The 13,911-nt window shown below is 47.1% G+C and carries 10 protein-coding genes and 1 pseudogene; 5 read left to right on the forward strand and 6 right to left on the reverse strand.

Going from position 1 to position 13,911, the window contains the following annotated elements:
* Complete coding sequence (locus tag M1K58_RS14055) at positions 1-444, reverse strand: SRPBCC family protein (RefSeq protein ID WP_256759485.1); 444 nt, start codon at positions 442-444, stop codon at positions 1-3.
* Positions 441-947 carry a MerR family transcriptional regulator gene (locus tag M1K58_RS14060; protein WP_256759486.1) on the reverse strand — a complete coding sequence of 169 codons (507 nt, stop codon included), beginning with the start codon at positions 945-947 and terminating at the stop codon, positions 441-443. The genes M1K58_RS14055 and M1K58_RS14060 overlap by 4 nt, the downstream gene beginning before the upstream one ends.
* 219 nt (positions 948-1,166) lie before the next feature.
* On the opposite strand from M1K58_RS14060, the gene M1K58_RS14065 reads away from it, so the two are divergent.
* Positions 1,167-1,748, forward strand: coding sequence for a DUF3238 domain-containing protein (locus M1K58_RS14065; RefSeq protein WP_256759487.1), 582 nt, complete (start codon positions 1,167-1,169; stop codon positions 1,746-1,748).
* A 123-nt stretch (positions 1,749-1,871) separates the two neighbouring features.
* Here M1K58_RS14065 and M1K58_RS14070 read toward each other — a convergent pair whose 3' ends face one another.
* The 4 genes from M1K58_RS14070 to M1K58_RS14085 all read right to left on the reverse strand — a co-directional run bounded on the left by M1K58_RS14070 (position 1,872) and on the right by M1K58_RS14085 (position 7,775).
* A complete protein-coding gene (locus tag M1K58_RS14070; protein WP_256759488.1) occupies positions 1,872-3,629 on the reverse strand; it encodes a stalk domain-containing protein in 1,758 nt (585 codons plus the stop codon).
* Between the two features lie 92 nt (positions 3,630-3,721).
* Positions 3,722-4,996 carry a plastocyanin/azurin family copper-binding protein gene (locus tag M1K58_RS14075; protein WP_256759489.1) on the reverse strand — a complete coding sequence of 425 codons (1,275 nt, stop codon included), beginning with the start codon at positions 4,994-4,996 and terminating at the stop codon, positions 3,722-3,724.
* 37 nt (positions 4,997-5,033) lie between these two features.
* Entirely contained in the window at positions 5,034-5,486 is a 453-nt protein-coding gene (locus M1K58_RS14080; RefSeq protein WP_256759490.1) for a DUF2269 family protein, read from the reverse strand.
* Between the two features lie 177 nt (positions 5,487-5,663).
* Positions 5,664-7,775 carry a LuxR C-terminal-related transcriptional regulator gene (locus M1K58_RS14085; RefSeq protein ID WP_256759491.1) on the reverse strand — a complete coding sequence of 704 codons (2,112 nt, stop codon included), beginning with the start codon at positions 7,773-7,775 and terminating at the stop codon, positions 5,664-5,666.
* Between the two features lie 209 nt (positions 7,776-7,984).
* Here M1K58_RS14085 and M1K58_RS14090 point away from each other — a divergent pair, with 209 nt between their 5' ends.
* From M1K58_RS14090 to M1K58_RS29480, 4 genes and pseudogenes are all read left to right on the forward strand, one after another.
* Positions 7,985-9,019 carry an ABC transporter permease gene (locus M1K58_RS14090; protein WP_256759492.1) on the forward strand — a complete coding sequence of 345 codons (1,035 nt, stop codon included), beginning with the start codon at positions 7,985-7,987 and terminating at the stop codon, positions 9,017-9,019.
* A gap of 1 nt (position 9,020) precedes the next feature.
* Positions 9,021-9,698: an ABC transporter ATP-binding protein gene (locus tag M1K58_RS14095; RefSeq protein ID WP_256759493.1), complete on the forward strand. Its 678-nt coding sequence runs from the start codon at positions 9,021-9,023 to the stop codon at positions 9,696-9,698.
* 180 nt (positions 9,699-9,878) lie between these two features.
* On the forward strand, positions 9,879-13,286 hold the full coding sequence (locus M1K58_RS14100; protein ID WP_256759494.1) for a cadherin-like beta sandwich domain-containing protein: 3,408 nt from the start codon (positions 9,879-9,881) through the stop codon (positions 13,284-13,286).
* Positions 13,287-13,805: 519 nt separating this feature from the next.
* Positions 13,806-13,883: pseudogene (locus tag M1K58_RS29480) on the forward strand (oxidoreductase); the annotation flags it as partial.
* Positions 13,884-13,911: the final 28 nt, after the last annotated feature.

Genomic DNA, 13,911 nt, shown 5'->3' on the forward strand with positions numbered 1-13,911 from the left:
TCATGCCTCCCCTACTAATACCTTGCCCAGTGCATCCAACATGACGTTTGTACCGTGTTCCCGTATTTCCGGTGTATCGTGTCCGTCAAAGAACGCCCCTTGCTCCGTGAAAATCAGCTTCGTGCCGCCCTCCACCTTAATAAGCTCGACCGTTGTGATCGAGACGGAGATGCGTATGCTGTCCGAATCCAAGGTGTACGTATAGACAATGCGCTGCTCTGGAACAAGCTCTTGGTAGTTGGCGTCGAAGGTAAAGATCGGCCCATCTGGTGGCCCACCGCGGCTATACTCGCGCCCACCAACTTGGAAATCGAAGATGTCCGGCTTCGAAAACCACTTGGCCTTGGCATTCGGGTCAGCCCATGCTTGATAAACACGCTCCGGCGAAGCTGAATAAGTCTTCTCGACGACGAAGGTTCCATGCTTAACGAATCGTTCGTTCATTGATTTTCCTCCTCATTTTTCGGAATTCCGCTCTCCTCAGCAAGAAAGTCACCCAATAGGTCCAAATGTCGCTCCCAACTCTTTTGCCGATCAATGACCGGTTTCTCAAATCCCATCTTCATCAATTGCAGAAGACTCGTGAAATCTTCAACCGCTAAATCCGTCTTGCCCTGCATAAGCTTGGATACATATCTGAGCTGCTCCAATCGTTTCTGCTGCAGTTTGATCTGATCATTGATCTGGTTTATCTGCAGATTGACGATCTCAAGCGGACTGATCTGCCCGCCAATTAAGGTCGACTTAATCTCCTCGAGGGATAACCCCAGCTCCTTAAGTGATAAAATCTGGTGCAATCGCGACAAGTCTGATTCACTGTACAGCCTGTGGCCGGATTCCGTTTGTCCCGACGGAGAGAACAACCCGATTTGATCATAAAACCGCAAGGTTCGTACGGTAAGCCCTGTCAGCTTGGCGAGATCACCGACCTTCCAATGTCTCTTCATGAACCATCTCCACTCTTTGGCGCTAGCTATGTACCGGTAGCTTTATTGTAAAACATTACGTTACGTAAGGTGCAAGTGAAATCGTGACGCTCACCCCTTTTATTTTTACATAGGATCAAAAATGTAATTTGAATTACATATTGGACGAGTACTTATGTTTTATAATACAAGACGAAACAATCCAACTCGATTGAATCTATTTGGTGAGGAGTTTTAACTATGGCAGAATTAATCAAAATTAGAGGCAGTGTATTTATCGGCGGAATGCTCTATTTGCCGCCCATGCAAGATCCATCCACAGGTATGATCTATGAATTTCAAGCGGATGCTAGGGAATTCACGCCTCACGCGTCAAACACTGGCAGATGCCGAGTGGAGCAGGAAGTCGTGATCGACTTCCTCAAGCAGAGAATTACTTCATTCGCCAATACGGGTGTCACAGTCCTTAAATTGACGGCTCCAGATGGTAACGTCGAATACAAGCAAGGCAAAGCGTCTACAGAAAGCATTCTAGTTGAAGACGAAACGTGGACGGAGGATGCCGTATCCTTGACCATGCGTGCGAGTGCAGGCAATCCTCTTCGCCCGGATGCCCCGACGGTTGACTATTCACTGCAAATTATCGCCTATAAAAATGGTGACGTGCAGATAAAGGGCAGCCATGACGGGTTTCCTTGCTACGAATTTTATAAACAATTGGATTACGGGGATTTTCAATTGCTTCACGCCCATGATTTCAGGAAGACGGGAGATACTCCAGCCTCAATGGCCGGGGAAATGGAATATCAATTTGAAGTATGAAACCCTAGGATAGCCCGGCATATGATCAAGTAAAAACAAAACGGGGTCAGCCCCTATTAACTTAATAGGCTGACCCCGCTTATTGCAGTCGAATCGATGAGTCGGAATTGCCAAGGCCCAATACTAGTCGGTCACTATGATTTCTCCCACCATGCTCGGATGGGTGGAGCAATAATATGTGTAGGTCCCCGTCTCCGTAAAGGTATAAGAAAATTCGGCATTAGGAAGGATGTTGGGACTATTAAATCTGTCCTGAAGGTCGTATACCGTATGGATTTGCGTATCCTTATTTACCCATTTGATAGTTTGCCCCTTCTTAATCTTCAGCTTCGCAGGCATGAAAGATGTGGTGATATCGACGGTCAACGGATCGGTGCTCGTTGACTTATCTACATTGCCTGTGCTGCTGCTCCCGTTGGTCTCACCGCCCGTGGTTCCCTCGTCATGAGATTGATGAGACGGCGCTACGGCTGCTCTCATTGATCTCGTCACGATGATCTCTTCCGTCTTGCTATCCTTATTGAGCTTAGCTCCTACTTGTTCGGCAATAAAACGCAGTGGCACCATTACCGATCCTTTGATTTCCTTGAGAGGAGCAGGCAATGAAACGAGTCGACCGTTCACTTTCGCCTGCATGCTGTTCAGCCATAGTTGAATCGTGGTTTGATCCATTGTATAGAGAACGGACTTCTCCTTCTGAAGCCATTTCACCTCTATACCTAACGTCTCACCGATAAACCGAAGTGGGACATAGGTTGTTCCGTTTAACGCAACCGGTGAATTGGGAAGCTGGATGGGCACACCGTTAACCGTCGCCGAATTACGCCCGGCTTTCAAACGGATAGTCATTAGCATAGGTGAAGGATCAGCCGTATCTTCCTTGACATCGATCATCGTGTGTAATCCGCCTGGGTAAACTCCGTTATTCGTATTATCCACGATGTTATGGCTGTGGAAGGGAAACATCCCCGATTGATCGAAGGTAACGAGAAGGTCATACCTCTCGCCTGGACCGATCAGTACGGTATCTTTCGTCACTGGCTCAGGCAGCGGCCTGCCATCGGAGGCAATGATCTGAAAGTGATAGCCATGCATATGAAAGCTATGCGGCTCGTACCCCGAATTGATCAGCCGAACGAGAACGGTTTCTCCGACGACTCCATCAATAAAGCTCGTGGGGTCCTTTTCCGTATCCGGATAGGCTTTGCCGTTGATCGTCCAGTATTTAGGGTGGAAATCCGTTTTGTCATATGGTTTCCCTTCCTCCACCGCTTGGTGCCACACCGGATCGATTTCATTTAACAGGAACACATAGTCTTTATCATAAGACGGACCACCTGTCCAAGCTTGATTGGTGCCGTTCTTGGCTTTCACAATGAATGCTCCGTACATTCCCATTTGCAAATGCTCAATCGTATCTACATGACAATGATAGAAATAAGTGCCCGCATGCTTGGCCGTAAACTCGTATTTGAAGCTTTCACCAACTTGAATGGCTGGAGAAGTGTGTGGAACTCCATCGTTCTTCTGGTCGGTATCCAACCCGTGGAAATGAATCGTATGAGCAACCCGTTTAATTCCCGCTTTCTTGGGGCCGATGTTCGTAAGCGTGATCTCAACGCGATCTCCTTCGTTCACTTCTATCGCCGGAGCAGGAAAGGCCGCGCTCCCAGGCTCATTAGCTAAACTATACCCCCAAATATACAATTGATTACCATCGGGCAGCGACATATAGCCATCGGTTGCATACAGCTGAAATCGTTTCGTAGTTGTGGTTTCGGCTGCTATGGAGGAAATGGGAGTAACCAAAGTAATCGTCATGACCAATGCCGCCAGTAAAAGCTTTCTAATTCCGAGTAGACGCAAGGAATTAATCATCATCGCATTCTTCCTCTCGCAAGTAGAAATCGCAAGGAAAGGGAGTCACTATGACTCCCTTTCCTTCCTCATTCGAATTTCATTATTGTCACATCTCAGTGCATATGATCCATCGAAGCGGCAGGGGCTGGAGCACCGACCGTAACCGTTAAGGATTGAGTTGCTCCATTCCAGCTATAAGATCCACCTAGCCCTTGTACGATATTTTCCGCAGAAGCATACGTCGTGCCTTTCAGAATGTATCCGGCCGTTTTAACCGATTTTCCATTTACCGTGATCGTGTACATCTTCGATTTATTATCCACTACAAATTTGCCGCCCATCGCTTTGGTGAACGATGCAATACTGACGTTCAGGTCGCCATTCTTCCATTGCGCACCTGCAGAATTGGCAACGGCATTACCATTCACGATCAGCTTTACTGCGCCCTTCGGAAGAACAATTACGGTGCCCTTCATCAATGAACCCGAATGCAGGTAACATTCATAAGTATAGGTTCCCGCCTTCGTAAATTTCAGATCATACGATTGCGTGCTCATGAGTATACCCGAATTGGTGAAACCCGTGCCGTTAAACTCCTTGCCGCCCGCTGGAGGCATAAACTTAGGATTAAATTCGCCTTTTTCTGTTAGGAAAACCAGGTCGGCAGGTTTGTTAAAGGTAACCCAGTGAGGTTCATAGGGGCTGAGATTGGTCCAGGAAACCGAATCTCCTTGGCTTACAATCAGCGTCTCAGGACTCATGCGGTTATGTGAGAAAGTCATATTCTGCGAGCCAAGATCTACTTTATAGGTCAAAGAGCCATCCTTATTCGCTACATATTGGGCTGCATGAGAGCCTTGCAGCATGCTCTCCTGGAAGAGAAGATCATTTTCCTGTGCCTTTGCGGCTGCGGCTTGCTCTACTTTCGAGGGGATCGGCTGGCCCTTCGGCAATACGACTACCGTACCAACCATCATGGGATGGAGTATGCAATAATAGGAATAAGCTCCGCTAGTGGTAAAGGTGACTTCATAGGATTGCTTTGGAGCCACAATACCTGAATTTAGTAGGGACTTGCCATCCCAGCTTCCACCACTTGGTGCACTAGGAATAGCGTAAGTTGGGTCTTGAGAGGTAAGAGGCGTCTGGCCGGCCAGGAACGTTACGGTATGCGGAGTTGCAATAGCCCCGTTCGTGAATACGACTTTGTCTCCTTCATGAACAAATATGACTTTCGGGAACATGGAGTCAAGGGACGTAGCCGCGGTTTCTTTACCAACGGATACCTGCCAAGTTTCCGGTGTCGCTGCATCAGCGGCAAATACAGAGCTTATCATCAACCAAACTGCAGCAAAAGTAAGAACCATTGCAAGAGCTGTTTTTTTCATTTCAAATCTCCTTTGAATGGAATGAGTAATCGATTAATTAAGGTTTAATAATCATAAATACGAATAATGCCAGACCCATTACCGAAGCTGCGTAAAGCATCGCATTCGCTTTTGAGAGGTTGACCCTTTGCTCCTGAGGAAGCTCGATTTGGCTTGCGTTCGCGGCATCGAATACCCATTGTTTGACACGTTTTTGCGCTGGAGCTACATATCCGATCACGACGATTTGGATCAGGACATAGAGGATAAGCGATCCCACTAACCACATCTGCGTATAAGAACCGTAGTCGTTCAACGAGATGAGCAGAATACCTGAGATCACCGCAATGGTGCCCCCGATTTTCGGAAAAAAGTCTAGCAAACTAGCCAGCTTCATGGAGTGTCTCAACTGCTCCAACGTTTGGTTGTTCCTAACCAACACGTGTCCGAAAAATGTTGGACCCACACCAATAATCGCCGATAATACATGGATCAACACCAACCACTTCATTACCCAGTTTCCTCCAATCTAATTACTTTGGTTTCTTAAGATTACCCTCTTTCCCTGACGATTTCTATTATCCGAACGTAGCAAATGTACCGAATTCAGGGTATACTTTTGTTCTCCTCGCAGACAAAAAAAGAAGACAAGCTCTCTCCTAAGAGAAAACTTGTCTGATTACGATCATTATGTTTTTTTCAAATAGCTGTTAACGAGTTGCGTCCGATTTACGACATTCAGCTTTCGAAATACCGCTGTCAAATGCTTCTTGACCGTTACTTCCGTAATATGCATTTCCACCGCAATTTCTTGATTCGTATACCCTCTCGCCAGCAGAACCACCACTTCTTTTTCCCGCTCGGATAGCGTCGGCATATCATCATCCTTCTTCTTAGAATGATCTGAAAGGCCGAAGGACTCTATCATTTTGTTCAAATAATCCTGTTGCCTGCCGCCCCTCTTATCGAGAACATAATACGGCGTAGGCGTGTTATTGTCATAATCGTAATGTGCAACGTTCTTCATCTGCTCGAACCCCAAACTAAAGTGGAATTCATTTAAGAAGGAGAGATCCGGAGGACCAACCACGACATAATCGGAAGAAATAAGCAGTGAGACGATCGATAGCCCTGCAGTTGTACGTATCGCCTCGTCCTCAAAATCTAGCACATCAACCGTTTTCACAAAATAACCCGCAATTTGTTCATTCGGCACTCGGAGCTCCTTTAGTCTATGAACGTTCAGACTTTGGAAATAAGCGGATGACAGCGGGTGAGTTAGCAAGTAGTCAAGCGTTCCTGTATGGATCGGAATGATTGCCGTCAGACCGCATATTGCTCCCTGCTGATCTCTCATCAGCTTAACAATGCTACGATCGAGCTCGTAAAGCTCTTGAAGATGGATATGCTTAACCGGGTATAAACCTTCTTCTTTGGAAATCTTATACTCGATCCACTCGCCCGTATTCAGGTTCTGGAGAGTAAGGCAAACTTCCTTCGGATTGCTGCGACGATTTGCCAAATACCGCTCTGCCTCCACCCAATTCGACGGATTCAACGTCTCCATAAGATGCGGAGTCAATTTCTGAAAACAGAAATTGCGGACAACATGATCACCGATATAATAGTACCATTCGACGCCTTCCCAAGCGTTCTTCTTTTGCTTGGAAGGGTTAGTCATCTTATTGTAGTAATACATGATGCAGCGCTTCCTTAACCCGGCGTAATGTTCAGGCTGGCGCAAACGCAGTTCATTGCTGATAGCATCCCGCATCAAATCATGAAGGATCCAACCCCTATCCACTCTCCGAATGAAGGAAAGTCCGACCAACCGTTGGAATAAATCCGTCTTTACCTGCCGATTCAGTACATAGGAGAGCAACTCCTGGTTAAAATGCCGAAGTACAGCCACAGTCTCTACGAGTTCCCTAAGATTGTCGTCCGGAGCCTCTTTTAACCAAATGCTCAGAATATGTTCGAACACTTCGGTTTCATCAACCAGTTTCAAGCTCTGAATATTCTGAAGCATCGTCGTCGAGACGATCAAGGACATCGTGAGCGAATGTCCTCTCGTTTTCATCCAAATCTGCTTGATCACCGGCTCCTGCGAAATGCCCGAGCGCTCCAGATATTGCTTAACGGACAAATAATCCAGATCTCCAATGGGCATCCGGTGTATCCAGTGGCGCCATGCTGGAGAACTGAGCCACATGCCTTGCAAGGGGAATCTTCCCGCAATGAGAATGAGGATTTCCGGGTACAATTGGGTGAGAAATACCTCTCTCAGCCAGAGCTCCATATCACTCATGTCCTCGAATGTGTCTATTGCAAGGACAAGTTTCTGATTCACCGCCTTTTCCCTCAGGAGTTCATGGCATAGCGCTAGAAGCGCCTGCGGCTCGGTAATCTGCTGCAGCTTCTCCATCGGATAACCGAGCATACGTAACAATTGCGTGCAAAAGTCCTGCGGTGTATGTGAGAACCCACGGCTGTCCATCAACAGAAATGCGGCATTCACATTCGCCGCCAGCCGACGGAACTCATCGATTAAATAGCTTTTTCCTACGCCGCCGGTACCATAGAGATTCAAGATCCTTCCCTGTTGTCCGCCGTCTATCAATTGCTGCAGGAAATATTGAATTTCGATGTCCCGCCCTACCAAATAATGCCGTTCCAGCTGGTCAATCTGGACAGCTCTGCGTTTATCGGGACGGCCTACCTTCACCTTTCCATCATACATAGGATATATGGCATTGAATGGGGTCGAGCCTATTCCTTCTAAAATATCCAGCTCTTTCATGACCATCACTTCACCCTTTGCACATGTTTTAATACTTACCTCATCAGTTACTATATTAGTGTTAAACAGATGTACTTTTATTAATGAATTATTAATAAACTTCACCGATTTCCCGACAGAATCGTGAACGGCTTTGTAATGCTCCGTTCATCCCCCGTTCATATTGCGATTGCATACTCAAAGTGCAACAGAGAAAGGGAGGAACCGTTATGAATATGGCATGGAAAGAAATCAAGAAGAGTAAAGCGAAGTTTGTTATATTAGGCTCAATCATTTTTTTAGTTAGTTTTTTAACCTTTATCATATCGGGACTCGCCAATGGTTTGTCACAAGACAATGCAGCTTTAATCAAGAATCTACCTGCTGGTCATTTCTATATGAATGAACAAGCTAATGAAACTTATAATATGTCCAAAATCGATCCAAGTGCACAAGAGAAAATCTTGCAGGAACATAAGGATTCAGCTGCACTTTCCATTCAGATGGGATTCGTGAACGATACGGAGGACAAGCAGCATGGAGTTGCTTTTGTGACTTCAACCGAATCTCCATTGTTCGAGAATGTGAAGCCCGGAGAAATTGTCTTAGATCGTTCTTTAGAGAAAGATGGCATTCAAGTCGGAGATGTATTAACGAATAATCAGTTCAGCGGTGAATTTAAAGTCATCGGATTTGCGGATCAGAAGAAATACAGCCACTCACCCGTTGCTTTTATCCACATGGATAATTATAAAGAAATGTACCGTGTGAATACGATGCAATTGCTGTTCATCCCAGGGCAGGATCAGCCACAGACTATTGACGGATTACAATCTTTTTCAATTAAACAGTTTCTGAACACCATTGCGAGCTATAGTGCAGAACAATTGTCACTTAATATGATTATTTGGTTCCTAGTCGCTATTAGTGGCATGTTGTTTGCGATTTTCTTCTATATGATGAATGTGCAGAAGATCGGACTATACGGGATCTTGAAAGCCATCGGTGTAAAAACAAGCACATTATTCCGTATGATGTGGGCTCAAATGTTCTTCATCACCGCAATCGCACTTATCTTATCCGTTGCACTCAGTCAGGGCTTTAATACGATTGCACCAGAAGGCATGCCTTTTAGTCTAACGATGGGGACTACCCTTCAATTGTCGATCCTTTTCGTAATCATTGGATTTATAGGCGCAACACTTTCTGGTCTTCAAATTCGCAAAGTTGAGCCCCTACAAGCCATACAGCAAGGAGATGTCTAATATGACAAGCTTCACTATACAAGATGTCCGAAAAACATTTACGAATGGCGAAGTAGAAGAACAAGTATTAAACGGAATCAATCTTTCCCAGCAGCAAGGGGAAATAACGGCTCTCGTGGGTGCTTCAGGCTCTGGAAAAAGCACGCTTCTCACGATCGCAGCAGGTCTTCAGCGCGCATCTGGTGGACAAATCATTTTCGAGGGAAAGAACATGACCGACATGACGCAGGAAGAGATTCGCAAAATACGCGCCAGTCAGTTCGGATTTATTTTTCAATCCTCTCATCTTGTTCCCTTCCTTACCGTAGAAGATCAGCTCATGCTGATGCTTAATGTGTCAGAGACCAAGATGAGTAAACGCGCGCAAAAAGAAGAAGTCATGAAGATTCTCAAATTAGTCGGAATGGATCATCGCAAAGACGCCTACCCAGCCTCATTGTCGGGTGGGGAGAAACAACGGGTCGCGATTGGTCGCGCCATCATTCACAAGCCCAAAATGCTATTCGCCGATGAGCCCACTGCAAGTCTAGACTCCACAAGATCCAAGGATGTCATGACGCTCATCCGTAAACTGACGAAAGAATTAAACATTACAACCTTACTTGTGACGCATGATGAAGAAATGCTCTCTTATGCTGACCATGTCATTACGATGAAAGATGGATTAATTATTGAATAACCCAAAGATGCACCATCGGGTTTTTAAACAAACACAACCATTGACGACTTGGGTAGTCGACAATGGTTGTATTTTTATTTTTAAAAATGACTAATTATGTAATTCAAATTACAATTTTGACGAGTGATATGTTTTATAATACGAAAAGGGATAATTGTTATTATTAGAGGAGAGTCATTCATGGACATCATTCGGAGTTCGCCCGGCATGCAGAAAGCTGTAAGGGTCTTTCTTGCTGTCGTGTTATTTACATCAGTGATATTAACGGCAATGTCCATCTCCAGTCAGACTGTATTTGCAGCGTCCAACTGGAGGATGGGCGACGGCGAGGCTGGTCATCCGGCGGCTCTCGGCTTTGAACCATACGGGATGGACGTCGATCCCGTCAACGGCTACTTGTTCGTAACGGATTCAGCAAGTAACGCTGTGAAAATATTCGACTTGGACGGGAACGCTACAGGGATGACGCTAACTGCCTCCCCTGGTAGCTTCACTGAACCCCTAACCGTTAAATTCGATGGCGCAGGGCATATCTATGTAACGGATAAGTGGTACTTATACCGATTTGACGTCACCTTTGCGAGCGGGTCATACACGTTTAGCAATATGATCAAATGGGACGGCAATAGCACCGCTCCTTCGGTAGGCAGACTTAGTTACCCTCAGGGAGTCGCCTTGTACGTCAACGATCTGTACGTCACAGATACGAATGCCAACCGCGTGCTTAAATTCGATGCGTCCACCTTCAGTCCCGCGAGCATTCCGGTAGTATGGTCGGGCGATCTGGACCCAGATCCGGCCGTAGACGCGACAATCAACCGGCCTTTCGGTATAGCCGCAGATAGCTCTGGCGTCTACATCGGCAACAATGCGAACACACCATCTGGAAAAATTATTAAGCTGAAGACGGATGGGAGTGCGTTGGTCAAGGTGATCAATGCTCCTAGAGGGTTCCGCTTACATTCCGACGGCTATTTGTATGTGGCGATCAACGGCAGCAACGGTAGCCTTGTGACCCGGTTCGATTCGAGCTTGAACGAAGGTTCGGTATATTTTACAGGCAACGCTCTCGCAATTGCCCCTACAAATATCGGGTTTGATCATACGGGTGCGCTGTATTTAAGCACTTTTGCCCAAATAGCGCCATACAATCCCGTATACGATACCATTTGGAAGTATTCGCTAGGGTCGCCCGACAACCGGCTGTCCGGACTGACGGCAGACGGAATTACACTCAGCCCGTCTGCATTCTCACCGAATTCGCAAGACTACACGGCAAACGTGGCGAGTAGCATCATCTCAACGACGGTTACGCCGGTGCTGAGCGACAGTACGGCCAGTGTTACCGTCAAAGGTGTGAGTGTAACCAGCGGCAATGCCTCTTCTCCCATCGCATTAAGTAAAGGCGATAATACAATTCCAGTCGTCGTGACGGCCATCAATGGTGCATCGCGGACCTACACGATCAAGGTAACCCGAGCACCCTATACAGATGCGACGTTGAGTGGGCTTACGGTTAGCCCCGGGTCACTCAACGAGACGTTCGCTTCCGGCACGCTTGCGTATACGACTAATGTAGCGAATGGCGTCACATCGATTGACGTCACGCCGACTGTCAATAACAGTCGGGCAAGTCTGAAAGTGAACAACGCGACGGCAACGAGCGGCAGCTCGTCCACCGTTTCTGCGCTTGCCGTCGGACCGAACACGATTACAGTCACCGTCACGGCCGAGGACGGCACCACATCGAACGATTACACCATTATCGTCACGCGGGCTCCTTCGACAGTCGCTACACTTGGCTCGCTCATGGTTAGCCCGGGTACACTCAACGAAACGTTCGCTTCCGGTACACTATCCTATACGGCTAATGTCGCGAACAGCGTCGGTTCGATTAGCATAACGCCAACCGTCTCGGACAGTACCGCTACTTTGACGGTTAACGGCCATTCATCGGTCAGCGGCGCAGTGTACGGTCCGATCCCGCTTACTATAGGTGCGAATACGATTACTATTGACGTTACCGCACAAGACGGCACCACGACTACCCCGTACAGCATTGTCGTCACGCGGACTCCATCTTCCGCCGCGATGCTAAGCGCACTGACGATTAGTCCGGGAGCGTTCAACGAACCGTTCGCTTCCGGCACGACCTCCTATACGGCTAGTGTGGCGAACAATGTCACTACGATCAGCTTGACACCAACTGTCTCGGACAGCACCGCTAATTTGACGGTTAACGGCCATTCATCGGTCAGCGGCGCAGTGTACGGTCCGATCCCGCTTACTATAGGTGCGAATACGATTACTATTGACGTTACCGCACAAGACGGCACCACGACTACCCCGTACAGCATTGTCGTCACGCGGACTCCATCTTCCGCCGCGATGCTAAGCGCACTGACGATTAGCCCCGGAGCGCTGAATGAACCGTTCGCTCCCGAAACGCTTACCTATACGGCTAGAGTGGCGAATAATGTCTCTTCAATCAACGTGACGCCGGTCAACGCCGAGAGCCATGCGACTCTCACAATCAATGGCATCCCTACGGCAAACGGAAGCGCCTTTGGTCCAATAACGCTCAACACGGGTTCAAACACCATTACGGTCACCGTCACCGCACAGGATGGCGTCACGCAAAGTTCTTACCGTCTTGACATTTTTCGAACGGGAACGGCTAGCACCAGCTCGTCCGGACCTCCGGTTAATGCGACAGATCTAAGCGTACTGAGCTTGCTGGTCGATGAGAAGACACTCGCCTTAAGCCCGGCATTCAAAAGCGATATACTCTTTTATACAGCAGAAACAACTGCTAAAAAGATACATCTTACCGCAAAGACACTCTACAAGGATGCCCGTATTAGCCTGCTAGGAGACAAGCTTCAAGACGGGGTTACTCTTGAATTGCTTCCTGGAGACAATATCATTGAGCTGCAGGTGACATATCCAAGCGGACCGTCTCGGACTTATACCTTTACGATTCACCGGACGACTGCGGGGCCGCAGCCTGAACAGCCTACAGATGATAACGGGACTGCAACGCCGACGGTCGCCCTGAACGATATTTCCGGAAATTGGGCGGAAGCAGAAATACGCAATGCCGTAGCAAAAGGATGGGTTGCCGGCTATCCGGACGGCTCGTTCCATCCTGAACGTGAAGTGACAAGAGCCGAGTTCGTGCAGCTGTTGGCCAAGTCCCTCGGCTGGAAGGAACCAGAAGCAACGCGTATGCCTGATTATGCCGACATCGACGACATCGGGTTGTGGGCACGGACGGCAATTTCTATGGCTGTTCAGCAGGGCATTATTAACGGCTACGAGGATGGCACCTTCCGTCCGGCCCGACCACTAACGCGTGTGGAAATGACAGTGCTGATCATCAGAACGCTTGGCTTGCCCGTTGAAGCGGATCCGTCCACCTCATTCGCCGACAATTCCAGCATTCCCCCATGGTCGCTGCCCTATATTGCTGAAGCTGCCAAAAGCGGCCTCGTCAACGGGCGGAACAATAACCGGTTCGAGCCGAACGGTACAGCAACGCGAGCCGAAGCCGTCGTCATCCTAACAAGATTGCTGAATCGAAAGTAGGAGTACTCTTTTGAAGGTTCTCCCTGCATTAGAACACAGAAAAGCCCGCATCCAATTGGATGCGGGCTTTTAGTTTCCAATTTGTTCCGAAGTAAAGGTAGAGAAATATCACTTTATTAATATTAACTAGTATATACACCCGTTATTTACACGAATAAATTTACTAAAAAGTTAAAATCAACCTCATATAATGGAAGTAAATAGTTTTTTGGGAGATGTTTGTAACCGTTCATAATTTCACAAGCTTCCTTATGTATCAAGCTGTGCAGGTTTTACTAAGTTCCTTTTTTCACAATATTGACACAAAGTAATCACCGGGTTATTATTGTGACATCAAACACTTACAAAAATAAAGTTACTACAATTATTCAAGTGTTTGTGGCTATGAGGGTACTAATGATTAAGAGTACTAAAACAATATGAACTACAACAAGGAGACGACAACTATGAACAGACTAGAAGGAAAATCGCAATCATTACAGGTGCAGCAGGTGGGATTGGTAAAGGTATAGCAACAGCTTACGTCTCTCTTTTGACACTGGATTCTACCCAACGTTCTACTTCATGCAAGCAGCACTACCTTATCTAAAAGAAACTATTAGGGTTGATGGCGGGTCTATCAAAT

This window comes from Cohnella sp. WQ 127256 (assembly GCF_024519285.1).
GTDB lineage: Bacteria > Bacillota > Bacilli > Paenibacillales > Paenibacillaceae > Cohnella.